This window comes from Neisseria mucosa (assembly GCA_003028315.1).
Lineage (GTDB): Bacteria > Pseudomonadota > Gammaproteobacteria > Burkholderiales > Neisseriaceae > Neisseria > Neisseria mucosa.
Map to the genome: position 1 here is coordinate 251,254 of CP028150.1, position 24,489 is coordinate 275,742.

At 51.9% G+C, this 24,489-nt stretch carries 20 protein-coding genes, 2 tRNA genes, 3 rRNA genes and 2 pseudogenes; 14 read left to right on the plus strand and 13 right to left on the minus strand.

Going from position 1 to position 24,489, the window contains the following annotated elements:
* The first annotated feature begins 77 nt into the window (after nucleotides 1–77).
* Nucleotides 78–1,337 carry a D-amino acid dehydrogenase small subunit gene (locus tag NM96_01275; GenBank protein AVR78175.1) on the plus strand — a complete coding sequence of 420 codons (1,260 nt, stop codon included), beginning with the start codon at nucleotides 78–80 and terminating at the stop codon, nucleotides 1,335–1,337.
* A 242-nt stretch (nucleotides 1,338–1,579) separates the two neighbouring features.
* On the opposite strand, the gene NM96_01280 is transcribed toward NM96_01275, so the two are convergent.
* The 7 genes and pseudogenes from NM96_01280 to NM96_01310 form a co-directional block, all read right to left on the minus strand.
* Nucleotides 1,580–2,917 carry a DUF3482 domain-containing protein gene (locus NM96_01280; protein ID AVR80227.1) on the minus strand — a complete coding sequence of 446 codons (1,338 nt, stop codon included), beginning with the start codon at nucleotides 2,915–2,917 and terminating at the stop codon, nucleotides 1,580–1,582.
* 71 nt (nucleotides 2,918–2,988) lie between these two features.
* Nucleotides 2,989–4,329 (minus strand): DUF2868 domain-containing protein, encoded by a 1,341-nt coding sequence (locus tag NM96_01285; GenBank protein AVR78176.1) that lies wholly within the window; start codon nucleotides 4,327–4,329, stop codon nucleotides 2,989–2,991.
* A gap of 353 nt (nucleotides 4,330–4,682) precedes the next feature.
* The gene (locus tag NM96_01290; GenBank protein AVR78177.1) at nucleotides 4,683–6,908 is read right to left on the minus strand and encodes an NADP-dependent isocitrate dehydrogenase; all 2,226 of its coding nucleotides are present in this window, start codon (nucleotides 6,906–6,908) and stop codon (nucleotides 4,683–4,685) included.
* Nucleotides 6,909–7,085: 177 nt separating this feature from the next.
* Nucleotides 7,086–7,746 (minus strand): annotated as a pseudogene (locus NM96_01295) (hypothetical protein).
* Between the two features lie 160 nt (nucleotides 7,747–7,906).
* A complete protein-coding gene (locus NM96_01300; protein ID AVR78178.1) occupies nucleotides 7,907–8,338 on the minus strand; it encodes a transcription antitermination factor NusB in 432 nt (143 codons plus the stop codon).
* Nucleotides 8,339–8,483: 145 nt separating this feature from the next.
* Nucleotides 8,484–8,963: a 6,7-dimethyl-8-ribityllumazine synthase gene (locus NM96_01305; protein ID AVR78179.1), complete on the minus strand. Its 480-nt coding sequence runs from the start codon at nucleotides 8,961–8,963 to the stop codon at nucleotides 8,484–8,486.
* A 76-nt stretch (nucleotides 8,964–9,039) separates the two neighbouring features.
* Nucleotides 9,040–9,363, minus strand: coding sequence for a DUF2185 domain-containing protein (locus NM96_01310; GenBank protein AVR80228.1), 324 nt, complete (start codon nucleotides 9,361–9,363; stop codon nucleotides 9,040–9,042).
* Between the two features lie 40 nt (nucleotides 9,364–9,403).
* On the opposite strand from NM96_01310, the gene NM96_01315 reads away from it, so the two are divergent.
* The 4 genes from NM96_01315 to thrB all read left to right on the plus strand — a co-directional run bounded on the left by NM96_01315 (nucleotide 9,404) and on the right by thrB (nucleotide 12,418).
* Nucleotides 9,404–9,586 (plus strand): hypothetical protein, encoded by a 183-nt coding sequence (locus NM96_01315; protein AVR78180.1) that lies wholly within the window; start codon nucleotides 9,404–9,406, stop codon nucleotides 9,584–9,586.
* A gap of 154 nt (nucleotides 9,587–9,740) precedes the next feature.
* Entirely contained in the window at nucleotides 9,741–10,460 is a 720-nt protein-coding gene (locus tag NM96_01320) for a ribonuclease III (protein AVR78181.1), read from the plus strand.
* Between the two features lie 67 nt (nucleotides 10,461–10,527).
* Entirely contained in the window at nucleotides 10,528–11,454 is a 927-nt protein-coding gene (locus tag NM96_01325) for a GTPase Era (protein ID AVR78182.1), read from the plus strand.
* A 46-nt stretch (nucleotides 11,455–11,500) separates the two neighbouring features.
* Entirely contained in the window at nucleotides 11,501–12,418 is a 918-nt protein-coding gene (gene thrB / locus NM96_01330) for a homoserine kinase (GenBank protein AVR78183.1), read from the plus strand.
* Nucleotides 12,419–12,440: 22 nt separating this feature from the next.
* On the opposite strand, the gene NM96_01335 is transcribed toward thrB, so the two are convergent.
* Nucleotides 12,441–12,758 carry a hypothetical protein gene (locus NM96_01335; protein ID AVR78184.1) on the minus strand — a complete coding sequence of 106 codons (318 nt, stop codon included), beginning with the start codon at nucleotides 12,756–12,758 and terminating at the stop codon, nucleotides 12,441–12,443.
* Nucleotides 12,759–12,842: 84 nt separating this feature from the next.
* On the opposite strand from NM96_01335, the gene NM96_01340 reads away from it, so the two are divergent.
* The 7 genes and pseudogenes from NM96_01340 (at nucleotide 12,843) to NM96_01370 (ending at nucleotide 19,166) form a co-directional block, all read left to right on the plus strand.
* Nucleotides 12,843–14,388: ribosomal RNA gene (locus NM96_01340) — 16S ribosomal RNA — on the plus strand.
* A 99-nt stretch (nucleotides 14,389–14,487) separates the two neighbouring features.
* A tRNA-Ile gene (locus NM96_01345) sits at nucleotides 14,488–14,564 on the plus strand.
* Nucleotides 14,565–14,569: 5 nt separating this feature from the next.
* Nucleotides 14,570–14,645, plus strand: a tRNA-Ala gene (locus NM96_01350).
* Nucleotides 14,646–15,072: 427 nt separating this feature from the next.
* Nucleotides 15,073–17,970, plus strand: a 23S ribosomal RNA gene (locus NM96_01355).
* Nucleotides 17,971–18,061: 91 nt separating this feature from the next.
* A 5S ribosomal RNA gene (rrf, locus tag NM96_01360) occupies nucleotides 18,062–18,175 on the plus strand.
* Together the 16S, 23S and 5S rRNA genes with 2 tRNA genes alongside form the textbook arrangement of a ribosomal RNA operon.
* A 337-nt stretch (nucleotides 18,176–18,512) precedes the next feature.
* On the plus strand, nucleotides 18,513–18,812 hold the full coding sequence (locus NM96_01365; protein AVR78185.1) for a topoisomerase: 300 nt from the start codon (nucleotides 18,513–18,515) through the stop codon (nucleotides 18,810–18,812).
* Between the two features lie 173 nt (nucleotides 18,813–18,985).
* Nucleotides 18,986–19,166 (plus strand): annotated as a pseudogene (locus NM96_01370) (SAM-dependent DNA methyltransferase).
* Here NM96_01370 and NM96_01375 read toward each other — a convergent pair.
* The 5 genes from NM96_01375 to NM96_01395 form a co-directional block, all read right to left on the minus strand.
* Nucleotides 19,138–20,145 (minus strand): IS5/IS1182 family transposase, encoded by a 1,008-nt coding sequence (locus NM96_01375; protein AVR78186.1) that lies wholly within the window; start codon nucleotides 20,143–20,145, stop codon nucleotides 19,138–19,140. The pseudogene NM96_01370 and the gene NM96_01375 overlap by 29 nt on opposite strands.
* A 79-nt stretch (nucleotides 20,146–20,224) precedes the next feature.
* The gene (locus tag NM96_01380; GenBank protein ID AVR78187.1) at nucleotides 20,225–20,968 is read right to left on the minus strand and encodes a hypothetical protein; all 744 of its coding nucleotides are present in this window, start codon (nucleotides 20,966–20,968) and stop codon (nucleotides 20,225–20,227) included.
* 43 nt (nucleotides 20,969–21,011) lie between these two features.
* Entirely contained in the window at nucleotides 21,012–21,248 is a 237-nt protein-coding gene (locus NM96_01385) for a transposase (protein ID AVR78188.1), read from the minus strand.
* Nucleotides 21,148–22,599: a patatin gene (locus tag NM96_01390; GenBank protein AVR78189.1), complete on the minus strand. Its 1,452-nt coding sequence runs from the start codon at nucleotides 22,597–22,599 to the stop codon at nucleotides 21,148–21,150. Before NM96_01390 ends, NM96_01385 begins: the two co-directional genes overlap by 101 nt.
* 163 nt (nucleotides 22,600–22,762) lie before the next feature.
* Nucleotides 22,763–23,374 (minus strand): glycerol-3-phosphate 1-O-acyltransferase PlsY, encoded by a 612-nt coding sequence (locus NM96_01395; GenBank protein AVR78190.1) that lies wholly within the window; start codon nucleotides 23,372–23,374, stop codon nucleotides 22,763–22,765.
* Between the two features lie 56 nt (nucleotides 23,375–23,430).
* Between NM96_01395 and folB the strand changes: the two genes are divergently transcribed.
* Together folB and NM96_01405 are read left to right on the plus strand one after the other, a co-directional pair.
* Nucleotides 23,431–23,781, plus strand: coding sequence for a dihydroneopterin aldolase (gene folB, locus NM96_01400; GenBank protein AVR80229.1), 351 nt, complete (start codon nucleotides 23,431–23,433; stop codon nucleotides 23,779–23,781).
* Between the two features lie 157 nt (nucleotides 23,782–23,938).
* Nucleotides 23,939–24,472, plus strand: coding sequence for an NUDIX hydrolase (locus NM96_01405; protein AVR78191.1), 534 nt, complete (start codon nucleotides 23,939–23,941; stop codon nucleotides 24,470–24,472).
* Nucleotides 24,473–24,489: the final 17 nt, after the last annotated feature.

A 24,489-nucleotide genomic window follows, 5' to 3' on the forward strand; every position in this document is an offset into this window, starting at 1 on the left:
AAAGTGAATATCTCTAATAAAAATATCCTAAACTAGCCATTCATAATTAAAAATAATTTAAATTTTAAGGAGAAGATATGAAGCTGATTGTTTTGGGCGCAGGTATCGCCGGAGTTTCAACCGCATGGTATTTGGCTTCCGAAGGGCATGACATAACCGTCATCGACCGCGCCGACGATGTGGCAATGGAAACCAGCTTTGCCAATGCCGGGCAGCTCTCTTACGGCTACACCACGCCTTGGGCGGCTCCGGGTATTCCGCTCAAGGCCTTGAAGTGGATGTTCAAGCAACACTCGCCCTTAATTTTTCAACCCGACGGAAGCCTGTTTCAAATCCGCTGGCTCAAACAAATGCTGGACAACTGTACGGCGGAGCGTTATCAAATCAATAAAGAGAGGATGGTTCGGATTTCGGAATACAGCCGTGAAATGTTCCGTCTTTTTAAAGAACAGGAAAACATTGATTTTGAAGGTAGGAACAAGGGTACTTTGCAAATCTTCCGCACGCAAAAAGAAGTTGCCGCGGCTGAAAAAGACATTGCCGTTTTAGAACGTTACGGCGTTCCCCTACGTCGTCTGAAACCTGAAGAATGCTTGGAATTCGAACCCGCGCTACACCATGCTTTACCTAAAATCGCAGGCGGATTGCACCTTCCTGCCGATGCCACCGGCGATTGCCGTCTGTTTACCCAAAAACTGCGCGATTTGTGCATACAGAAAGGCGTGCGTTTTGAATTCGGACATCACATACGCCGCATCATACACGACCGACGTCGCATTACTGCCGTTGAAACCGATCAAGGACAGTTTGAGGCAGACGCATTCGTATGCGCCTTAGGCTGTTTCAGCAGAACGGTTTTGGAGGATTTGGGCTGGGATTTGCCGATTTATCCGGTAAAAGGCTATTCATTGACCCTCCCTGTCGTTCATGATGAAAAAGCACCGGTTTCCACCGTTCTTGATGAAACATACAAAGTTGCCATCACCCGCTTCGACAAACGCACCCGCGTCGGCGGTATGGCGGAGTTGTCAGGTTACGGATTGCATTTATCTGAAAAACGCCGTGCTACTTTGGCATTGGTCGTCAACGACCTTTTCCCGGGCGGCGGAGATTTGCAGCAGGCGGAATTTTGGAGCGGGTTACGGCCGATGACGCCCGACAGCACGCCGCTTATCGGCAAAACACCATTGGAAAACTTGTTTTTGAACACAGGACACGGGACTTTGGGTTGGACCATGTCGCTCGGCTCTGCCAAACTGGCCGCGGATATAGTCTGCGGTAAGGAAACCGAAATCCGCAGCGATGATTTGGGTTTGTCTCGTTACACGAAAGTTTGACGGCGCAATGCGCTGTCTTTGTAAAAAGGTCGTCTGAAAACGGATATAGCAAGTTTCCTCAAACCTATATTCCGACTTTCAGGCGACCTTTTTCAATTCGGTATTGTATTGTCGCAGGTAAAGTCCACATTGCGACACTTTGGGTTTTCAACCCGCTACACTTAGTAGAGTAGGTGAAGTTGCCAATATGGCAAAGGTCGTCTGAAAGCCTTGAGTTAAGGTTTCAGACGACCTTTGATTTTTTATCCGCCCAGTTTCCTACTCAAACTTTCCGCATATTCCTCGCGCTCGGCGCGGCTGGTTTCGGGGAGGTGGGTGTTGAGCGACGACCATTTCCACCTGCTGCGCGCTTTGTTGAGTTCGGACGGGAGTTTGTCCGGCGTCCAGGGCGCTTTGCGGCTGTGCAACTCGACTTGCGATTGCGCCGCGTGGCCGCGCGTTTGCAGGATGTGGAGCAAATCGAGGGCGCGGGCGGCGAGCAGGGTCAGGGTTTCGGGGTCGGTGTGCAGGGTTTGGCGGCCGGTGAGCTTGTCAGAAATGGTGCGGGTATTGGGCAGGATGCCGCCCAAAAAACCGCCGATTGCCGTACCCAATCCGAGCGAACCGCCGAGCGTGGCGATGTCCAGCCCCAAGCCGATGAGTGCGCCGGTTGCCGCGCCCGTGCCGGTACGGATGCCGTATTGTTTGAGCAACTCGCTGTCGAACGGATCTTGATGGAAGGCTTTGGGTACCCAGTCGCCGCCGTCGATTTCGCTGTGGTAGAAGCGGTAGAGGGCAAACAGCCGCTGCTGCATCTGTCGTTCGAGCTGGCGGATTTCTGCCTGCATGGTTTGCAGGACGGGCGCGGGGTCGTCGTTTTCGTCGATTTCCTGCGTGAAGGCTGCCACATCGAGCAGGAAACCTGCGATTTCGTGCCGCGCTTCTTTGTCCAGACGCGTCCATTCGCGGCGGCGGGAAGCGGTCAGACGGTCGATGATGTCGTGTTGCGGCAGCATGGTGGCGAGCTTGTTCCAGAGGTTCAATTCGCCTTCAAAATCGAAAGCGACGGTATCGAATCCTGCGAAAACGTGCAGGTTGCGGCGCGCCAGCATGGTCGTCCACGCTTCGGGAAGCTGTCCGCCGGTAAAGTTGAACACGGGCATGACCGGTTTGGCGCACCATGAAAGGATGGTCAATTCGTCCCGATATTTGTCGAGGACGGGTTCGCGCGCGTCGATGACGTACAACGCCATATCGCTTTGCAGAAGCTGCCGCAGCACTTTGGCTTCTTGGTTGAAATCGTGATGCGCGCCGTGGCTGTCGAGGAACTTTTGCAGCCGCTCAATGCCGTCGGCGCGTGCATCCGTATGGGTTTCCAGCCAATCCAAAACGCCGCCCGCGTCTTCGAGCCCGGGCGTATCGTATAGGTACAGCAGCGTGTCGGCGCCGTCGGTAATCGCGGCTTCTTCAACATGGCGCGTGGTGGACGGAGCGTTTTTGACTTCGCCGAACCCGCTGTCGCGCAACAGGGTGCGCAGGAGCGAGGTTTTGCCGGTATTGGTGTGCCCGACGACGGCGAGTGAAAGGGGTTGGTTGTTCATCATATTTTGAGAGAATGGATTTTCAGACGACCTTTTTCAGGATGGCGGCTTAACAAAACATTTCAAGTACGTTATTGGTTTTTCAGACGACCTTCCTGCGCCGCCTTGTCAGGTTCCAGCCATGCCACGTCGCACTCTGCCAACGCGTTGCGCCAGTGGTCCAATGTTTCGGACAGGTCGTCTGAAAGCGCCCGTTCCGTCAAAAGCTGCACCACCGCCCCGCCCTGCGCTGCTTCCGAAAGTCGGACAATCTGCCGCAACACGCCGCGGTCGGGGACAGCTTCCGCGCGCACACCGATGAGGAGCTGGGCGGGCTTCTGTTTCAACTCAACTTCCAAAGCGGCAACTTCTTCACGATTCGCCGCCACGCCTTTATCCAGCCATTCCTGCGCCAGCCTGCCCGCAAACCATGTGCCTTCGTGCCATTCGGTTTCCAGCATGACTGCCCACTTGGGCGCGTCGTTTAAGGTGATTTTCGGGGAAACGGCAGACACGGTTTCCCGACGCGTGTCCGCATCGACGATTTTGTTCTGCCAACGGCGGATGACCGCCTGATAATAAGGCTTCTCCAAATCCAGCTTGCTTTGGCTTGTTTTTAAAAAGATTTTGCACACCGCCCAAGCCAGCAGGCGCGGCAGGATGCCGTAGCAGGCAATACTGCCGACCAACAGTCCCGACCACGCGCGCGCATCGGCGATGTTGCCGTTCAGACGACCTTCGACCACCGCCCGCGCATCAGGTGCAGGGAAACCGAGTTTCGACGGCAGCCACGCCAGCATTTCCACCGCGCGTACCGAAGCGGCATTGGTCAACAGTGTGCTTTCCCAGTTGAACGTATATTGGCGCACCAAAAGCAGCAGCAATACCGACACCAGCATCCCGCTCAGGGTGCAGAGCCATAGACTGTGCGAAGTCGCGCCGGTAATCCAACGCGCCGAAGGCTGCCGCCATTCGTCCGCATACAGCCGGAACACCGCCTGATTGACGGGGTCTTTACCCCGAAACCACGTCGCGGGACTGCTGAAAAACCGCCCCACTTTCACACGCAGGAACAGCGTTGCCAACCATACCGCCAACATCAGCGTATTCATACCCAACACGCCCGCCAAAATCAGGAAAAAATTCAGCCCTTGGCTGTCCATCAGAAGGTAAGTGCCGGAAAAGCCGCCGCTAAACATCATCGTCGCCGCCACGACCCACAGCCAAAACGACCCGGTCCGTACTTGTTCCAAGGTATGCCGAAGCCTGCGGTCTCTGTCTATCATCTCCGCGCGGCGGATGATTTTTCCTTCCAAGCCGCCCTCGACATGACGCAACGCCTCCGTCGCCTGCACGGGATCGCCGGCAAAAATATAGCCGCCCTCTTCCAAAATACGGACAAGTTCGGCGAGTTTTCGGGATGGGTTCAACATAAAAAGGTCGTCTGAAAGGGATAGTGAAAACGTAAAGATTTTATCACAGCCCTTTTCATCCGTAGGCAGGATTCTTGAGTCCGGCGTTTTTATAGCAAATGGCAAGGTTCACTTCTTTTTAACCCCTTATCTGCCACCAGCCATCATTTCCGCGCAAGCGGGAATTTATTGGAAACCCCAATAAAGAGATATTGGCAAAGCGTCGGTAAAATTCAAAACCAGTTTTTCAGCCGGCGTTGCAAGGACGAAAAATAAGAACTGTATAAAAGCTAAGTACCAAAAAGGTCGTCTGAAAACCTTTAAATACAGGTTTTCAGACGACCTTTCATGTTTACAGCTTTACCGTAATGCTTTTACAGCTTTGCCAATGCCTGATTGAACGTTTCGCTCGGGCGCATGGCTTGGGCGGCTTTTGCGGCGTCGGGGGCGTAGTAGCCGCCGATGTCGGCTGCTTTGCCTTGTACGGCAGAAAGTTCGGCAACGATTTTGGCTTCGTCGGCGGTCAGGGTTTCTGCCAACGGCGCAAATGCCGCTTTCAATTCCGCGTCTTTATCCTGCGCTGCCAGCTCTTGTGCCCAGTAGAGGGTGAGGTAGAAATGGCTGCCACGGTTGTCTAGTTCGCCTGCTTTGCGTTTGGGCGATTTGTCGTTCAACAGCAGTTTTTCGGTGGCGGCATCCAGCGTGTCGGCGAGGACTTGGGCTTTGGTGTTGCCGGTTTTTTGCGCCAGATGTTCAAACGATACGGCGAGTGCGAGGAATTCGCCCAGCGAGTCCCAACGCAGGTGGTTTTCTTCGAGGAACTGTTGGACATGTTTCGGTGCGGAGCCGCCCGCGCCGGTTTCAAACATACCGCCGCCGTTCATCAATGGAACGATGGACAGCATTTTCGCGCTGGTGCCGAGTTCCAAAATCGGGAACAGGTCGGTCAGATAATCGCGCAGGACGTTACCGGTTACGGAAATGGTGTCTTCGCCGTTTTTCAGACGACCCAAGCTGAACTTGGCGGCTTCTTCGGGGGCGAGGACGCGGATGTCGAGGCCGTTGGTATCCAGCTCGGCAAGGTAGGCTTTGACTTTGGCGAGCAGGCTTTTATCGTGCGGACGGTTTTCGTCGAGCCAGAACACGGCGGGCGTGTTGCTCAGGCGGGCGCGGTTGACGGCGAGTTGTACCCAGTCTTTGACGGGCGCGTCTTTGGTTTGGCACATACGCCAGATGTCGCCTGCTTCAACGTCGTGCTGCATTAGGACTTTACCTGACGCATCGATGACTTGAACTTGACCGTCGGCTTCGATTTCGAAGGTTTTATTGTGCGAGCCGTATTCTTCGGCCGCCTGCGCCATCAGGCCGACGTTGGGTACTGTACCCATGGTTGTCGGATCGAACGCGCCGTGTTCGCGGCAGAAGTCGATGGTTGCCTGATAAACGCCTGCGTAGCTGCTGTCGGGAATCACGGCTTTGGTGTCTTGCGCTTTGCCGTCTTTGTCCCACATGCGGCCGGAGTTGCGGATCATCGCGGGCATGGAAGCATCGACGATGACGTCGCTGGGGACGTGCAGGTTGGTGATGCCTTTGTCGGAATCGACCATCGCCAAATCAGGGTTGGCAGCGTAAACGGCAGCGATTTCGGCTTCGACGGCAGCGCGGGTGTCCGCATCCAGTTTGTCCAGATTGGCAAGCAAGTTGCCGAAGCCGTTATTGACGTTGACGCCTGCAGCAGCCAGTTTGTCGCCGAATTTTTCAAAAACAGGCGCGAAGAACACTTTGACGGCGTGTCCGAAGATAATCGGGTCGGACACTTTCATCATGGTAGCTTTCATGTGCAGCGAGAACAAAACGCCTTTTGCTTTCGCGTCTTTTACTTGCTCTGCAAGGAAGGCGAGCAGGGCTTTTTTGCTCATCACGGTCGCGTCGATGATTTCGCCGGCTTTCAGGGCGACGGGCTCGCGCAACTCTTTCTTGTTGCCTTGTTTGTCGGTGAACACGATGGATACGGAAGTCGCATCGGGTACGGTAACAGATTGTTCGTTATGGAAAAAGTCGCCGCTTTGCATGGTGGCAACGTGGGTTTTGGAGTCTTTCGTCCATGCGCCCATGCTGTGCGGATTTTTTTTCGCAAAGTTTTTCACTGCCTTAGGCGCGCGGCGGTCGGAGTTGCCTTCGCGCAGGACAGGGTTGACCGCGCTGCCTTTGATGCGGTCGTAACGTTCGCGCACGGCTTTTTCTTCATCGGTTTGCGGGTCGGCGGGGTAATCGGGGACGGCAAAGCCTTTTGCCTGCAATTCTTTAATTGCGGCGGTCAGTTGCGGTACGGACGCGCTGATGTTCGGCAGTTTGATCACGTTGGCGTCGGGCTGTTTCACCAGTTCGCCCAACTCGGCAAGCGCATCGGGTACGCGCTGCGTTTCGGTCAGATATTCGGGGAACGCCGCCAGAATGCGGCCGGACAGGGAAATATCGCTGGTTTTGACTTCGATACCGGCATGGCGGGTAAACGCCTGCACAATCGGCAGCAGGGATTGGGTCGCCAGCGCGGGGGCTTCATCGGTATGGGTGTAGATAATGGTGGCTTTGCTAGTCATGGGATATTCTCTTGTAGGTTAGGTTTTTCTTTTCGAATGCGGCGCAAAAGCGCGCTGCGTGGCTATTATGGCATATTTCGGCAGGCTTGGGATATGGTTTTAATATGTTATCAATCAGTTTGCAAAAAGGTCGTCTGAAACGGCTTCGGTAGCGTTTTCAGACGACCTTTGGGGGGATTATAGGGAATATTTTTTCTTTAATGCACGGACGGCTTTCAATATTTCTGTATTGCTTTTCTTAACTCCTTCTTGAGCTTTATTTCGTTTTTCTCGAAAAGCCATTACATCCAATTGGTTTATTTCAGGGGTTTTTTTCTCCTTCACCCATCAAGGTTTTTCGATGTTTTATCAAATATTCCAAAACATGACTTGCCAATATGTTGATTTCGACCCTCCGGTTAACCACTGCTTTAATTTCAGGATCGCGGAAATCAGCATCCAAAAACCTTCCGGTAACTTTTTTCCACTCATCATCCAGCTTTTTTGCAGCTTCAAAAAATTCTGGAGAATGTGTCGAATTTTCTCCGGCCCGGTTAAATTCATCTTGTGCCGCCATCAATTCCGAATGAGACTGTAAAACGATTTCGAAAAATTTAACCAAATCCGCCCGTCCGTATGGCGATTTCACATTTGAAATAGGGATCGGCTCCAGCAGTTTCGGGTTAGGATCGGGGAAGTCGTTAATCATTTTGGCATACCCGGCGGGCAGAATGACCTTGCCTTTGGAAGACTGCACCGCGACGCGTTTTCCTGCAACGGGTTTGGCAGCGGCACTTGCGCAGGCGGTCAATGCGGATGCGGTCAACAACACTGAAGCGAAGCGGATGAAGGCAGTCATAAAGCTCCTTAAATATTGCGTTGATAATCTGTTAGTTCGACGGTGGTAAAAAAGGTTTCTTATTTTCAGACGACCTTCGGGGGCGATGTAAACTCCCATGTCAAACAAAAAAAGCCGTCTGAAATTTTCAGACGGCCTTTTTCATGATTGCTCATTTAAATTATGCATTGCCGCGTTTCGGGTCGTTCGGGCGCAGTTGGGCGGCGAGTTTGTCGAGGATGCCGTTGACAAATTTGTGTCCGTCGGTGCCGCCGAAGGTTTTGGTCACTTCGATGGCTTCGTTGATGATGACGGGGTAGGGGGTTTCGGGCATTGCGCTCAATTCGTGGCATGCCATCAGCAGGACGGCGCGTTCGATGGGGCTGAGGTCTTTTTCATCGCGGTCGAGCAGGGGGCGGATTTGTTGGATGTATTCGGCGGCGTGGGTGTGCGTGCCGAAGAAGAGTTTGTTGAACAGCTCTTCGTCCGCTTTGGCAAAGTCGGGCTGATCTTGGATGTTTTTGGCGATTTCGGGGGCGGCGGTGTTGTTGATGCCGGCTTGGTAGAGGGCTTGTACGGCTAACTCGCGGGCGCGGCGGCGTGGGGTTTTCATGGGGATTCCTTCGTTGGCGGCACGGTGGGTGCGGTAATGAATGTTTCAGACGACCTCTGTCGGATGACGGGTCGTCTGAAAACGGTTTGTCCGGTAGATGGTGCGAAACCGGAATGCGGTAAAGCTATGGGTTTCGCGTTCGGGCTTATTCTTCTTCGTCGTCAAACTGCTCTTCAATCAGATGGTTGACGAGGTTGGCGCACTCGACGGCGACTTTGGCGGCGTCTGAAGCTTTTTCTTCAATGCGCGCGACGGCTTGTTCGTCGTTTTCGGTGGTCAGGATGGCGTTGGCGATGGGGATGTTGTAGTCGAGTCCGACACGGGTTACGCCTGAACCGGATTCGTTGGAAACGAGTTCGAAGTGGTAGGTTTCGCCGCGGATGACGACGCCGATGGCAATCAGTGCGTCGTATTGCTCGGAAGCTGCCATGTTTTGCAGGACGAGCGGTACTTCGAGCGCGCCGGGTACGGTGGCGATGGTGATGTTGTTGTCGGCTACGCCCAATTCTTGCAGGGTGCGGCAGCAGACTTTGAGCATTTCGCTGCCGATTTCGTTGGTAAAGCGGGCTTGTACGATGCCGATGCGCAGGTGTGCGCCGTCGAGGTTCGGGGCGATGATGTTCATGGTGTTTCCTTGTATTTTGAGCGGTAAACGGGTTTTCAGACGACATTTGGCTTTTCTGAAAACGATATTTGGGGATTTATTCTTGTGGCTGCCAGTCGGCAACGGCTTGAAACTCGCCGTCTTCGCCTATTTCCCATGCGCTGCCTTCGGGTTGGGTTATGAGCGCGGCGATAGCGGGGTTGGACTGGGTAATTTCGGAAAGGCTGACGACGCTGAAATTGTCGGGATCGTCGGTGTATTCGTCGGTTTCGTCGCCGCTGAAGAAGCGCCAGCCGCTGTCGTTTTCGAAAACGGGGGCTTCGCGGTAGAGGAAGCCGACGGGTTCGCCTTGTTTGGCTACCGTATTGGTCACGATGCAGCGGTCGAGGGCGGCTAAGAGGGCTTGGGCAAATTTATTCATTGCGGTGTGTGCATGCCGTAAAAATTGTGCGGATTTTATCATGATTAGGGCAGCCTCTGCACCGTGTATCTTTAATAGTGGATTAACTTTAAATCAGGACAAGGCGACGAAGCCGCAGACAGTACAGATAGTACGGCAAGGCGAGGTAACGCCGTACTGGTTTAAAGTTAATCCACTATATATTTGCCGCTTATGGTTTGATGGTACAATGCTGGTCGTCTGAAACGGGCTGAACTGTGTTTCAGACGACTGTTGCAGCCCTAAAGTGTTTCCGTATTTGCATGAAGTGCCGAAACGCATTCGGGTTGGTTTGGGAGGCTGAATTTTTGCCGCCTCCCACCCGATACGCCGAAGCAAGAAGAAAGATAAACGTCCTCATGAAAACAGATGTGTTAAAACAGCAGGCGCATGCCGCCATTCAGAATAAACTGGGTTACCATTTCAAAGATACCGCGCTTTTGCAGCAGGCGCTGACCCACCGCAGCTACCATGCGAAAAACAACGAACGTTTCGAGTTCGTCGGCGATTCGATTTTGAACTACACCGTCGCCAAAATGTTGTTTGACGCGTTCCCCAAGCTGACCGAAGGTGAGTTGTCGCGTTTGCGCGCAAGCTTGGTCAATGAAGGCGTGTTGGCGGAAATCGCTTTGGAAATGAATGTCGGCGACGGGCTTTATTTGGGCGCGGGCGAGTTGAAAAGCGGCGGATTCAGACGACCCTCCATCCTTGCCGATGCTATGGAGGCGATGTTTGCCGCCGTCAGCTTTGACGCGGATTTTGCCGAAGCGGAGAAAGTGGTGCGGCACTTGTTTGCCGAACGCGTCAAACGCGCCGATTTCAAAACGCAGGGAAAAGACAACAAAACCGCCCTGCAAGAAGCCCTCCAAGCCCGCCGCCTTGCCCTGCCCAAATACCGCATCGAAGAACAAATCGGTCATGCCAACGATAGTATGTTCCTGATTTCATGCGACTTGGGCGAACTGGGCTTCATCTGCAAAGCACAAGGCAGCAGCCGCAAAGTTGCCGAGCAGCAAGCTGCCAAAGAAGCGCTGCAATGGCTCGAACAACATCATCCTTTGAAAAAAGCAAAAAAATAGCTAATTTATTTTTCAGACGACCTATGGATACAAAAAAGTCGTCTGAAACTTCAAATAGAAAGCCATCATGGACATCGAAACCTTCCTGCAAAACGAATCCAGCCATCCCACCGACTACCGCTGCGGCTTCGTCGCCATTGTCGGCCGCCCCAACGTCGGCAAATCCACGCTGATGAACCACCTTATCGGGCAAAAAATCAGCATCACCAGCAAAAAAGCCCAAACCACGCGCAACCGCGTTACCGGTATTTACACCGACGACACCGCCCAATTCGTTTTCGTCGATACCCCCGGCTTCCAAACCAAACACCGCAACGCCCTGAACGACCGCCTCAATCAAAACGTCACCGAAGCGTTGAGCGGCGTCGATGCCGTCGTTTTCGTCGTCGAAGCCATGCGCTTTACCGATGCCGACCGCATCGTGATGAAACAACTGCCGACAAACACGCCCGTCATCCTCGTTATCAACAAAATCGACAAAAACAAAGCGGGCAGCAGCGGTTTGCAGGAATTTATCGACCAAATCAGCGCAGAATTCAAATTTGCAGGACATGAAACCGTCAGCGCCAAACACGGATTGGGCATCGCCAACCTGCTCGCGCGCCTCAGACCTTATCTGCCCCAAAGCGTGCCGATGTATCCGGAAGAAATGGTGACCGACCGTTCCAGCCGTTTCCTCGCCACCGAAATCGTGCGCGAAAAACTGTTCCGCTACCTCGGTGAAGAGCTGCCCTACGCCATGAATGTGGAGATCGAACAATTCGAAGAAGAGGAAAACGGACTCTACCGAATTTACATCGCCGTATTGGTCGATAAAGACAGCCAAAAAGCCATCTTAATCGGCAAAGGCGGGGAAAAACTGAAAAAAATCTCCACCGAAGCCCGCCTCGATATGGAAAAACTGTTTGATACCAAAGTGTTTTTAAAGGTTTGGGTCAAGGTCAAATCAGGCTGGGCGGACGACGTGCGCTTCCTCAGGGAATTGGGTTTGTAGGTCGTCTGAAAATACTGTAATTAATTGTTTACACTGGATTGAGTTTATGTCTGTCTATACTAATATTTCTGATGAGCAAATACGGGAGTTTTTGTCAGATTATGATCTGGGGGAATTTGTTTCCCTGCAAGGCATTGCACAGGGAATTACCAACAGTAATTACTTTTTAAATACTTCTAAAGGCAGCTATGTTTTAACTGTATTTGAAGTGTTGCGTCAGGATGAATTGCCATTTTTCTTGAATTTGAACAAGCATTTGAGTAGTAAAAGCGTAGCTTGTCCAAGTCCGATTGTACGAAAAGATGGAAAGCTGGATTCGGTATTGGCAGGTAAACCGGCTTGCGTCGTTACCAGATTAAATGGTGCGGATACCGCATGGGCGACCGAGGCGCAGTGTTTTAACACGGGAGCAATGTTGGCCAAAATGCATTTGGCGGTTCAAGATTTTCCCGAAAAAATGGAAAATCCCCGATATAACACATGGTGGAAGCAAGCTTATGAACAATTATTGCCACAGTTGAATGAGGCTGATGCCCAGTTGCTGGGTAAGGAAATTTCGGATTTGGAAAACAATCTCGGCGGTCATTTGCCATCCGGCATCATTCATGCCGATTTATTTAAAGACAACGTTTTGTTGGATGGGGAAAATGTGGCTGGGTTCATCGATTTCTATTATGCATGTAATGGAAATTTCATGTATGACTTGGCAATCGCAGTAAATGATTGGTCGAGAACTTCTGATAACAAGTTGGATGCGAAGTTATGCAAAGCGTTTATTGACGGTTATGAAAACATTCGTCCGCTATCTGATGCGGAGAAGGAATATTTTCCTGTGGCGCAGCGAGCTGGGTGCGTACGCTTTTGGGTGTCAAGACTGTTAGATTTTCACTTTCCCCAAGAGGGTGAAATGACTTTTATCAAAGATCCAAATGTTTTTAGGGATTTGTTGTTAAGTCTGAACTGAATTTGGATATGTTGTATTGATTTCAAAGGTCGTCTGAAAGGGATTTCAGACGACCTTTGCTGTTTTTGATTTGAAATAAAAGTCTTTGTATTTCAGGTTGTTGTTTAGTTTTGTGGAATTTTTTGCGGTTTAGGAGTTGACGGTTTTTGAGGAGGGGGGTATAGTTCGGTTCTTCGCTGCTTCGGCGGTGATTGAACGAACAGGTAAGTATATCACAGTTGGTCTGATTTTTCGAGGTTTTAAGAAAAGTTTTGATTGACAATGAGATGAAATGCTTTATAATTCGTTTTCGCTCTTTAACAAAACAGATTACCGATAAGTGTGAGTGCGACAGCCTCACACTGTTTGAAAGACAGACAAGATGATGTTTTAGACATTGTCCTGTTGGTTTCTTTGAAGCAGACCAGAAGTTAAAAAGTTAGAGATTGAACATAAGAGTTTGATCCTGGCTCAGATTGAACGCTGGCGGCATGCTTTACACATGCAAGTCGGACGGCAGCACAGAGAAGCTTGCTTCTTGGGTGGCGAGTGGCGAACGGGTGAGTAACATATCGGAACGTACCGAGCAGTGGGGGATAACTAATCGAAAGATTAGCTAATACCGCATATATTCTGAGGAAGAAAGCAGGGGACCATTTGGCCTTGCGCTGTTTGAGCGGCCGATATCTGATTAGCTAGTTGGTGGGGTAAAGGCCTACCAAGGCGACGATCAGTAGCGGGTCTGAGAGGATGATCCGCCACACTGGGACTGAGACACGGCCCAGACTCCTACGGGAGGCAGCAGTGGGGAATTTTGGACAATGGGCGCAAGCCTGATCCAGCCATGCCGCGTGTCTGAAGAAGGCCTTCGGGTTGTAAAGGACTTTTGTCAGGGAAGAAAAGGGCGGGGTTAATACCCCTGTCTGATGACGGTACCTGAAGAATAAGCACCGGCTAACTACGTGCCAGCAGCCGCGGTAATACGTAGGGTGCGAGCGTTAATCGGAATTACTGGGCGTAAAGCGGGCGCAGACGGTTACTTAAGCAGGATGTGAAATCCCCGGGCTCAACCTGGGAACTGCGTTCTGAACTGGGTGACTAGAGTGTGTCAGAGGGAGGTAGAATTCCACGTGTAGCAGTGAAATGCGTAGAGATGTGGAGGAATACCGATGGCGAAGGCAGCCTCCTGGGATAACACTGACGTTCATGCCCGAAAGCGTGGGTAGCAAACAGGATTAGATACCCTGGTAGTCCACGCCCTAAACGATGTCGATTAGCTGTTGGGCAGCATGACTGCTTAGTAGCGAAGCTAACGCGTGAAATCGACCGCCTGGGGAGTACGGTCGCAAGATTAAAACTCAAAGGAATTGACGGGGACCCGCACAAGCGGTGGATGATGTGGATTAATTCGATGCAACGCGAAGAACCTTACCTGGTCTTGACATGTACGGAATCCTCCAGAGACGGAGGAGTGCCTTCGGGAGCCGTAACACAGGTGCTGCATGGCTGTCGTCAGCTCGTGTCGTGAGATGTTGGGTTAAGTCCCGCAACGAGCGCAACCCTTGTCATTAGTTGCCATCATTAAGTTGGGCACTCTAATGAGACTGCCGGTGACAAGCCGGAGGAAGGTGGGGATGACGTCAAGTCCTCATGGCCCTTATGACCAGGGCTTCACACGTCATACAATGGTCGGTACAGAGGGTAGCCAAGCCGCGAGGTGGAGCCAATCTCACAAAACCGATCGTAGTCCGGATTGCACTCTGCAACTCGAGTGCATGAAGTCGGAATCGCTAGTAATCGCAGGTCAGCATACTGCGGTGAATACGTTCCCGGGTCTTGTACACACCGCCCGTCACACCATGGGAGTGGGGGATACCAGAAGTAGGTAGGGTAACCGCAAGGAGCCCGCTTACCACGGTATGCTTCATGACTGGGGTGAAGTCGTAACAAGGTAGCCGTAGGGGAACCTGCGGCTGGATCACCTCCTTTCTAGAGAAAGAAGAGGTTGTCGCATTCACACTTATCGGTAAACTGTAGAAGATGCGGAAAAATGCTTGAGTGAAGACAAGGTTCGCTTAAGAAGAGAATCCGGGTTTGTAGCTCAGCTGGTTAGAGCACACGCTTGATAAGCGTGGGGTCGGAGGTTCAAGTCCTCCCAGACCCACCAAGAACGGGGGCATAGCTCAGTTGGTAGAGCACCTGCTTTGCAAGCAGGGGGTCATCGGTTCGATCCCGTTTGCCTCCACCAATACTTTCCAAATCAAAGCGAGTTAAAAAGGCAGTGTGACTGCTTTCTTTTTTTCTAAAGAGAAGTCTGCTGACGAATTAGTTTGACGGAAAAAGAAAGGCTGCTATAATAATCAGCTCATTTTGATTTGCGAAGTAAATAGCAATATTGAACGCATCGATCTTTAACAAATTGGAAAGCCGAAATCAACAAACAAAGACAATGTGTCTGTTTTTGATGATTGACCGATTGCAAACGGTCAGTTGTCTCCTGAACAGGAAAAGAAAAACAGGTACAGTATTTGGGTGATGATTGTATCGACTTAATCCCGAAAGACAAAAGGCGGGATTAAGACACAACAAGCAGTAAGCTTTATCAGAGTAGGAAATTCAAGTTTGATATTCTAGTCAACGGAATGTCAGGCAAAGTCAGAGAAGTTCTTGAAATGATAGAGTCAAGTGAATAAGTGCATCAGGTGGATGCCTTGGCGATGATAGGCGACGAAGGACGTGTAAGCCTGCGAAAAGCGTGGGGGAGCTGGCAATAAAGCTATGATCCCGCGATGTCCGAATGGGGAAACCCACTGCATTCTGTGCAGTATCCTAAGTTGAATACATAGACTTAGAGAAGCGAACCCGGAGAACTGAACCATCTAAGTACCCGGAGGAAAAGAAATCAACCGAGATTCCGCAAGTAGTGGCGAGCGAACGCGGAGGAGCCTGTACGTAATAACTGTCGAGATAGAAGAACAAGCTGGGAAGCTTGACCATAGTGGGTGATAGTCCCGTATTCGAAATCTCAACGGTGGTACTAAGCGTACGAAAAGTAGGGCGGGACACGTGAAATCCTGTCTGAATATGGGGGGACCATCCTCCAAGGCTAAATACTCATCATCGACCGATAGTGAACCAGTACCGTGAGGGAAAGGCGAAAAGAACCCCGGGAGGGGAGTGAAATAGAACCTGAAACCTGATGCATACAAACAGTGGGAGCACCCATGTGGTGTGACTGCGTACCTTTTGTATAATGGGTCAACGACTTACATTCAGTAGCGAGCTTAACCGAATAGGGGAGGCGTAGGGAAACCGAGTCTTAATAGGGCGAACAGTTGCTGGGTGTAGACCCGAAACCGAGTGATCTATCCATGGCCAGGTTGAAGGTGCCGTAACAGGTACTGGAGGACCGAACCCACGCATGTTGCAAAATGCGGGGATGAGCTGTGGATAGGGGTGAAAGGCTAAACAAACTCGGAGATAGCTGGTTCTCCCCGAAAACTATTTAGGTAGTGCCTCGAGCAAGACACTGATGGGGGTAAAGCACTGTTATGGCTAGGGGGTTATTGCAACTTACCAACCCATGGCAAACTAAGAATACCATCAAGTGGTTCCTCGGGAGACAGACAGCGGGTGCTAACGTCCGTTGTCAAGAGGGAAACAACCCAGACCGCCAGCTAAGGTCCCAAATGATAGATTAAGTGGTAAACGAAGTGGGAAGGCCCAGACAGCCAGGATGTTGGCTTAGAAGCAGCCATCATTTAAAGAAAGCGTAATAGCTCACTGGTCGAGTCGTCCTGCGCGGAAGATGTAACGGGGCTCAAATCTATAACCGAAGCTGCGGATGCCAGTTTACTGGCATGGTAGGGGAGCGTTCTGTAGGCCGATGAAGGTGCATTGTAAAGTGTGCTGGAGGTATCAGAAGTGCGAATGTTGACATGAGTAGCGATAAAGCGGGTGAAAAGCCCGCTCGCCGAAAGCCCAAGGTTTCCTACGCAACGTTCATCGGCGTAGGGTGAGTCGGCCCCTAAGGCGAGGCAGAAATGCGTAGTCGATGGGAAACAGGTTAATATTCCTGTACTTGATTCAAATGCGATGTGGGGACGGAGAAGGTTAGGTTAGCAAGCTGTTGGAATAGCTTGTTTAAGCCGGTAGGTGGAAGACTTAGGCAAATCCGGGTCTTCTTAACACCGAGAAGTGACGACGAGTGTCTACGGACATGAAGTAACCGATACCACGCTTCCAGGAAAAGCCACTAAGCTTCAGTTTGAATCGAACCGTACCGCAAACCGACACAGGTGGGCAGGATGAGAATTCTAAGGCGCTTGAGAGAACTCGGGAGAAGGAACTCGGCAAATTGATACCGTAACTTCGGGAGAAGGTATGCCCTCTAAGGTTAAGGACTTGCTCCGTAAGCCTCGGAGGGTCGCAGAGAATAGGTGGCTGCGACTGTTTATTAAAAACACAGCACTCTGCTAACACGAAAGTGGACGTATAGGGTGTGACGCCTGCCCGGTGCTGGAAGGTTAATTGAAGATGTGAGAGCATCGGATCGAAGCCCCAGTAAACGGCGGCCGTAACTATAACGGTCCTAAGGTAGCGAAATTCCTTGTCGGGTAAGTTCCGACCCGCACGAATGGCGTAACGATGGCCACACTGTCTCCTCCCGAGACTCAGCGAAGTTGAAGTGGTTGTGAAGATGCAATCTACCCGCTGCTAGACGGAAAGACCCCGTGAACCTTTACTGTAGCTTTGCATTGGACTTTGAAGTCACTTGTGTAGGATAGGTGGGAGGCTTTGAAGCAGAGACGCCAGTCTCTGTGGAGCCGTCCTTGAAATACCACCCTGGTGTCTTTGAGGTTCTAACCCAGACCCGTAATCCGGGTCGGGGACCGTGCATGGTAGGCAGTTTGACTGGGGCGGTCTCCTCCCAAAGAGTAACGGAGGAGTTCGAAGGTTACCTAGGTCCGGTCGGAAATCGGACTGATAGTGCAATGGCAAAAGGTAGCTTAACTGCGAGACCGACAAGTCGAGCAGGTGCGAAAGCAGGACATAGTGATCCGGTGGTTCTGTATGGAAGGGCCATCGCTCAACGGATAAAAGGTACTCCGGGGATAACAGGCTGATTCCGCCCAAGAGTTCATATCGACGGCGGAGTTTGGCACCTCGATGTCGGCTCATCACATCCTGGGGCTGTAGTCGGTCCCAAGGGTATGGCTGTTCGCCATTTAAAGTGGTACGTGAGCTGGGTTTAAAACGTCGTGAGACAGTTTGGTCCCTATCTGCAGTGGGCGTTGGAAGTTTGACGGGGGCTGCTCCTAGTACGAGAGGACCGGAGTGGACGAACCTCTGGTGTACCGGTTGTAACGCCAGTTGCATAGCCGGGTAGCTAAGTTCGGAAGAGATAAGCGCTGAAAGCATCTAAGCGCGAAACTCGCCTGAAGATGAGACTTCCCTTGCGGTTTAACCGCACTAAAGAGTCGTTCGAGACCAGGACGTTGATAGGTGGGGTGTGGAAGCGCGGTAACGCGTGAAGCTAACCCATACTAATTGCTCGTGAGGCTTGACTCTATCATTTGAAGAACTTCAAATAAAAAGCTTACTGACTGATCCAGTCATCACCGAATATATTGATTAAGGCTTTGCCGATTTGTACAGTTTAAGTTTGGCGGCCATAGCGAGTTGGTCCCACGCCTTCCCATCCCGAACAGGACCGTGAAACGACTCAGCGCCGATGATAGTGTGGTTCTTCCATGCGAAAGTAGGTCACTGCCAAACACCTATCCTAAGCCCCCGACAGATGTCGGGGGCTTTTACTTTGTATTGTTTCGGTTTGGCGAATATCATTACCCTGTATGGCGGCGGTGGAGTGGGGTAATATTCCGGATGATCCGGTTGCAGAAGGATGGGCTTTATTGATGTGGGAGGAGGCCGCTCCGGAATTGAAGTAAGTTGGAGAATGTTGCAGAATAAATACATTTGGGGATAGTGAAGTTGGAAATATTTAAAATTGTTTGAATTAAAATGATGAGAAGCATATGATAATAAAATATTTAGTGGTAACGCCTCCACGGCGGTGCCGTCCATATTAATGAAATGATAGGAAAACGCCCTTATGAAAAAATTCCTCTTTGCCGCACTCTCCGTTTTGACTGCCTCGCTGTCGCTGGCCGCCGTCAACATCAATACCGCCTCTTCTTCCGAATTGGAAGCCCTGCCCGGCATCGGTCCGGCCAAAGCGAAAGCCATTGTGGACTACCGCCAGCAGCACGGTGCCTTCAAATCAGTGGAAGAGCTCAAAAACGTTAAAGGCATCGGCGAGGGTATCTTCTCCAAACTGAAGGCCGAAGCAACCGTCGCGCCCGCACCTGCCAACCCAAAAGCTAAAAACGCCGTCCCATCACCTAAAAAATAGCCTTATTTGCGTATTCATGGAATTGCAGGTGAATACGATGGCCAAACTAAAAAACGTCCAATCCCGGAAGAGAGTGGGCGTTTTTGTTTGTTGAAATAATCTTGTTACCGTGGAACAGAGCGGGGAAAGACAATGTATAGTCTTCGCCTTAAAAAACAAACAGGCAGAGACCTTTGCAAAATTCCTTTTCCCCCGACAACCGAAACCCCAAACACAGGTTTTCGGCTGTTTTCGGCTGTTTCCGCCCCCAATCACTCCTTAATTCTACCCAAATACCCCCTTAATCCTCCCCGGATACCCCATAATCAGGCATCCGGGCCGCCTTTTAGGCGGCAACAGGCACACTTAGCCTGTTAGCCGCTTTCAACAGGTTTAAACACATCGCCTTCAGATGGCTTTGCGCACTCACTTTGAGCAGACCAAAATAGGCTGCCCGGGCGTAGCGGAATTTACGGTGCAGCGTACCGAAGCTTTGTTCGACCACATAACGGGTCTTCGACAAATATCGGTTGCGTTTGGTTTGCGCCTCCGTCAGCGGACGGTTGCGGTGGGCTTTGCGCATAATGCCGTCTAACAACTGATGCTCTTTCAGATGTTGCCGGTTTTCCTTACTGTCGTAGCCTTTGTCGGCATAGACGGTCGTGCCTTCAGCAATACCTTCCAACAAAGGGGACAGATGGTTGCACTCATGGGTATTGGCAGGAGTGATGTGCAGTTTCTCGATATAGCCTTCCTCATCGGTACGGGTATGTTGTTTGTAACCGAGTTTGTAGAGGCCGTTTTTCTTTGTCCAACGGGCATCTTTGTCCTTACTCGGTGTGGTTTGGCCGCTGACTTGTCCTTCCTCGTCGACTTCTATGGCCTGACGCTGTTTGCTGCCGGCAGTCTGAATAATGGTGGCATCAATGACGGCGGCGGATGCCTTCTCTACTTTTAGGTTTTTTTCGGCCAGTTGTCGGTTAATCAGTTCCAGCAATTCGGACAGGGTGTCGTCTTGCGCCAGCCAGTTACGGTAGCGGCATAAGGTGCTGTAATCGGGGATGCTCAGTTCGTCAAAACGGCAAAACAGGTTGAAATCGATGCGGGTGATGAGGCTGTGTTCGAGTTCGGGATCGGAGAGGCTGTGCCATTGTCCGAGCAGGACGGCTTTGAACATGGACAACAGGGGATAGGAGGGACGGCCGCGGTGGTCTCTAAGGTAACGGGTTCTTTGACGATTCAGGTACTGTTCGATCGGTTGCCAATCAATCACCTTATCCAACTTCAATAGTGGGAAGCGGTCGATGTGTTTGGCAATCATGGCTTGTGCGGTTTGCCGGAAGAAGGTGCTCATGAAAAATCCCCTAAGTGTCTTGGTGGGAATTTAGGGGATTTTGGGGAATTTTGCAAAGGTCTCATAAAACCGACATCAATTATTTGTCCACAACGATTTTGGCTGCCTGTTCGTCAGGCGAGGGTTCGTATTGTGTGGACTCATCGCCGTAATACAGCACGCCGAGTTTGATGGGGATGCGGCCTTGCGATTTGCGGTGGGCGTTGGAGTCGCGCAGGGAGTAGGCGCAGCCGCAGTATTCTTGTTGGTAGAAGTGTTCGCGTTTGCTGATTTCGATCATGCGCGCGCTGCCGCCGCCTTTGCGCCAGTTGAAATCCCAATAGACGACGTCGTCGTAAGGTGCGGCGGCGCGGTGGCCGCAGTCGTTGATTTGCGCCATGTTTTTCCAGCGGGAAATGCCCAGCGAGCTGGTGAAGACGGGGAAGCCGTTTTCGTGGGCGTATTGGGCGGCTTTTTCGAAACGCATGTCGAAACACATGGTGCAGCGGATGCCGCGTTCGGGTTCGAATTCCATGCCTTTGGCTTTGGCGAACCATTCTTTGCGGTCGTTTTCGTAGTCGTCGTCTTTGTCGATGAAGGGGATGCCGAATTTGTCGGCGAAGCGCATGTTTTCTTCTTTGCGCAACATGTATTCTTTGAGCGGGTGGATGTTGGGATTGTAGAAGTAGATGGTGTAGTCGATGCCGCTGGCGAGCATGGCTTCCATGACTTCGCCGCTGCACGGGGCGCAGCAGGAATGCAAGAGGACTTTTTTATTGCCGCCGGGCGGGACGAGGACGGGGCGGTTGATGTCGGTAACGATGGGGCTGGTTTTGTCGTTCATGATCAGGGTGTTCCGTTTCGGTGTTTCAGACGACCTTTGGGTTTTATAGTGGATTAAATTTAAACCAGTACGGCGTTGCCTTGCCTTGCCGTACTATCTGTACTGTCTGCGGCTTCGTCGCCTTGTCCTGATTTAAATTTACTCCACTATATGGGTCGTCTGAAAGGGTTGTGGTGTGGTTATTGGATGGGTTTGTTTTGTTTTTTGGCTGCTTTGCCGTCTTTGGGGTCGGGTGGCGGCGGCTCGGCGAAGATGCTTTCGGGGTTGGGGTGTGCGGCAAATTCGTGCAGCAGTTTTTGGTAGTCTTGGGACTGTTTCATCAGCTCCGCTGCGGCGGTCCGCAGGTTGTCCACGTCTTCGGGCGGGAGGTAGAAGCTGGTGGGGATGTTCAACACTTTGTCGCGCAATGCGGACGGCGGTAGGTCTTTGAGGTTGAGGCTGACGAAGGAAAAGCTGATTCCGTCGCCGTTTTGTCGGCTGGCTTCGTTGCGCTTGTCGACAAAGGCGCGGAAGCGGCGTTGGGATTCTTGGGTGTACTGGTCGATGGGGATGTTGACGATGGCAGTAACGACGTCGCGGAATCCGGGTACGGCGGCGGTTTTGTCCATATTGCTGCTGATTTGGTTTTGGGCGTTGACGCTGATGACGACGATGTGTCGTAGGTTGCGGCTGCGGATTTGTTGTTCCAACACTTTGTCGGGATACATTTCGGTCATGTCCAAGAGGCTGCGCATGCCGAGGTTGTCGGTTAAGCCGCCGTCTATCAGGTGGATGTAGGGACGGGTTTTGCTGTCGCTGTATTTGTTGAACCTGTCTTTAAACTCTTGATAGGTGGCGTTTTGCTGCTTTTGGGACTCGAGGCCGGTCATTTGTAGCTGCGGCGACAGGGTGTAGCCGCAGTTGCCGCCGTTGTTGTTGAGGGTAATCGGGGCGAAGATCATGGGCACTGCGCTGGAAGCGGCAACGGCGCGGGCCAGGCGCAATCTGCCCAAGTCGATACACATGGGGTCGAAGTATTCTTGCGTGAAGTTCAGGCGTTCGCCCGCCCCCATATCGGTGGCGGAAATGATGGCGAACGGGCCTTTGCCGTGCATTTCCAAATCGCGGAAGGTGGTTTTGCCGAAAAGGTGGTTTTCAAACTGCTCCTGCAAGAGGTCGCCGCGTCCGTATTCGGGTGAGGCGAGGCGGGGCAGGTTGGTCATGGAGAAGGCTTGTTTGACGACTTGGCGTTGGAAGTTTTGGTGAAGGAAACGCTTGTAAAACATGGGGATGGTTTCTTCGCCTTTGAGCGCGAAATAGGCGGCGAGGACGGAGCCGCCGGATACGCCGACCACCAAATCGACATTGGACATCAGCGATTTGCTTTTGCCGCCGATGGTAACTTTTTGCTGCTGAAGCTGTTCCAACACGCCGTAGCCCAACGCCGCCGCGCGTGTGCCGCCGCCGGAGAGCATCAGGATGATGAAGGTGTCGTCTTCTTCGCGCCGAAACTGGCTGGTTTCAAAACGATAGCCTTGGTTCATATCAATTTTATTGATGGTGGCGACAGGCTGATACTTGACCAGCGAGCAGGCAGACAGCGCGGCCAAGGTAAAGGCGGTCAGGACGGTTTTGAACGGGCGTTTCGGCATGGAAGTTTGGTTGTGAAACAAAAGAGCTTGATTATAATGGATTAAATCGGTTTTCGATACCTGCCGGCGGGTTAAGGCGATGCCGCAGCGTAGATTGAAAGGTTTTCAGACGATCTTGGTTCATTCCGCAATCGGACAGGTCGTCTGAAAAATAAAATCAGGTTTAAGGCTTGTCCGCCTTGTCTCCGATTTTGCCTTCTTTGCCTTGAAGCAGGTTTTGGATATTGCTTTTATGGCGGTACAACACCAGCACGGCGATGACGACGGTCGCCCAAGCCCAAGAAGGGGAGGGCATCAGCCAGAAGGCGACGAGCGGCGCGGCTACGGTGGCGGCGAGCGCGGCGAGCGAGGACACTTTAAAGCCGAACGCCATCACCAGCCAAATTGCCGCGCAAACCAAAGCCGTTGCAGGAGAAAGTGCCAGCAGTACGCCCAACGCAGTCGCTACGCCCTTGCCGCCTTTAAAGCCGAAAAACAGCGGCCACATATGTCCGACCAACGCGGCGACGGCAACCACCGCTATGGTGATGTCCGACAGATTCAAAGCATCTTGCAGACAGCGTGCCAAAACCACCGCCACCAAACCTTTGAGCGCGTCGCCCAGCAAAGTCAGCGCCGCCGCTTTTTTCTTGCCGCTGCGCAAAACATTGGTCGCGCCGGGGTTGCCCGAGCCGTAAGTGCGCGGATCGTCCATGCCGTAATATTTGGAAACAATGACGGCAAACGACAACGAACCGATTAAATAAGCCGCGATAACGGCGGATACATTGAACATTTCAGATGCTTTACTTAAAATGGGACGCTCATTTTATCAAAAAAACAGGCAGGCAAATGGACAAAATCTTTTTACGCGGCATGAAGGCGGACACCTTAATCGGCGTGTACGACTGGGAACGCGAACGCCCCCAAACCCTGATTTTGGACTTGGACATCGGCATCCCCGAACAAAGCGGTCAAGACGACCACATCGGCAATACCGTCCACTACGGCGAAGTCTGCGAAGCCGTCAGGGCAAGCCTTGCCGAACAAAGCTTCCTCTTGCTCGAATCATTGGCGGAACACATCGCCAAACTCATCCTTGACAATTTCAGCGCGTTGAGTGTGCGCGTCAAAATCATCAAGCCCGGCATCCTGCCCGATGTCAAAGAAGTCGGCATTGAAATCGAACGCAGCAGGGTTTAAAACAGCACAAACGTTTTAGCGAAACCCGCTTCGCTCCCTTTCAGACGAGCCTTTTCATGACTCAAGAGGTCGTCTGAAAGCTCGGCTTCAACGAAGTTAAAACCCATTCCCGATTTTCAGACGACCCCGTATCAAACTTTACAAAGAGAACACGCAAATGGATTTGAAAGAAACCAAACTCAGCAGCGAGCCGATTTATCAAGGCTCATTTGTTACCATCAACCGCGACAAAGTCCGCCTGCCCAACGGCAACGAAAGCCAGCGCATCGTCATCCGCCATCCCGGCGCGGCCTGCGTTTTAGCGGTTACCGAAGAGGGCAAAGCCGTACTCGTGCGCCAATGGCGTTACGCCGCAGACGCTGCCACGCTCGAGCTTCCCGCCGGCAAACTCGATGCAGGCGAAGACCCCGCCGAATGCGCCCTGCGCGAGCTGGCGGAAGAAACTCCGTACACTGCCGACCGCGTCAAACTCATCAGCAGCTTCTACACCGCCATCGGCTTCTGCGACGAAAAAATGTACTTCTACCAAGCAGAAGGCGTACGCCCTGGCAGCACCTTGAGCAACGACGAAGACGAAATCACCGAAACCGTCCTGATGAGCAAGGAAGAAGCCCGCACCGCTTTGGCACACAACGAAATCAAAGACGGCAAAACCCTAATCGGCCTGCAATATTGGCTGATGCAGGATTGATGTGAAAAGGATGTAAA

Bases quoted from the DNA above. Each gene is read 5' to 3' on its own strand.
- NM96_01390 (AVR78189.1), bottom strand. From the start codon at position 22,599: ATGCCGAAACGCCCGTTCAAAACCGTCCTGACCGCCTTTACCTTGGCC.
- NM96_01275 (AVR78175.1), top strand. From the start codon at position 78: ATGAAGCTGATTGTTTTGGGCGCAGGTATCGCCGGAGTTTCAACCGCA.
- NM96_01315 (AVR78180.1), top strand. From the start codon at position 9,404: ATGATTAGGGCAGCCTCTGCACCGTGTATCTTTAATAGTGGATTAACT.
- NM96_01290 (AVR78177.1), bottom strand. From the start codon at position 6,908: ATGACTAGCAAAGCCACCATTATCTACACCCATACCGATGAAGCCCCC.
- NM96_01395 (AVR78190.1), bottom strand. From the start codon at position 23,374: ATGTTCAATGTATCCGCCGTTATCGCGGCTTATTTAATCGGTTCGTTG.
- NM96_01405 (AVR78191.1), top strand. From the start codon at position 23,939: ATGGATTTGAAAGAAACCAAACTCAGCAGCGAGCCGATTTATCAAGGC.
- NM96_01380 (AVR78187.1), bottom strand. From the start codon at position 20,968: ATGAACGACAAAACCAGCCCCATCGTTACCGACATCAACCGCCCCGTC.
- NM96_01325 (AVR78182.1), top strand. From the start codon at position 10,528: ATGGACATCGAAACCTTCCTGCAAAACGAATCCAGCCATCCCACCGAC.
- NM96_01365 (AVR78185.1), top strand. From the start codon at position 18,513: ATGAAAAAATTCCTCTTTGCCGCACTCTCCGTTTTGACTGCCTCGCTG.
- NM96_01310 (AVR80228.1), bottom strand. From the start codon at position 9,363: ATGAATAAATTTGCCCAAGCCCTCTTAGCCGCCCTCGACCGCTGCATC.
- NM96_01320 (AVR78181.1), top strand. From the start codon at position 9,741: ATGAAAACAGATGTGTTAAAACAGCAGGCGCATGCCGCCATTCAGAAT.
- NM96_01300 (AVR78178.1), bottom strand. From the start codon at position 8,338: ATGAAAACCCCACGCCGCCGCGCCCGCGAGTTAGCCGTACAAGCCCTC.
- NM96_01285 (AVR78176.1), bottom strand. From the start codon at position 4,329: ATGTTGAACCCATCCCGAAAACTCGCCGAACTTGTCCGTATTTTGGAA.
- folB (AVR80229.1), top strand. From the start codon at position 23,431: ATGGACAAAATCTTTTTACGCGGCATGAAGGCGGACACCTTAATCGGC.
- thrB (AVR78183.1), top strand. From the start codon at position 11,501: ATGTCTGTCTATACTAATATTTCTGATGAGCAAATACGGGAGTTTTTG.
- NM96_01305 (AVR78179.1), bottom strand. From the start codon at position 8,963: ATGAACATCATCGCCCCGAACCTCGACGGCGCACACCTGCGCATCGGC.
- NM96_01375 (AVR78186.1), bottom strand. From the start codon at position 20,145: ATGAGCACCTTCTTCCGGCAAACCGCACAAGCCATGATTGCCAAACAC.
- NM96_01280 (AVR80227.1), bottom strand. From the start codon at position 2,917: ATGAACAACCAACCCCTTTCACTCGCCGTCGTCGGGCACACCAATACC.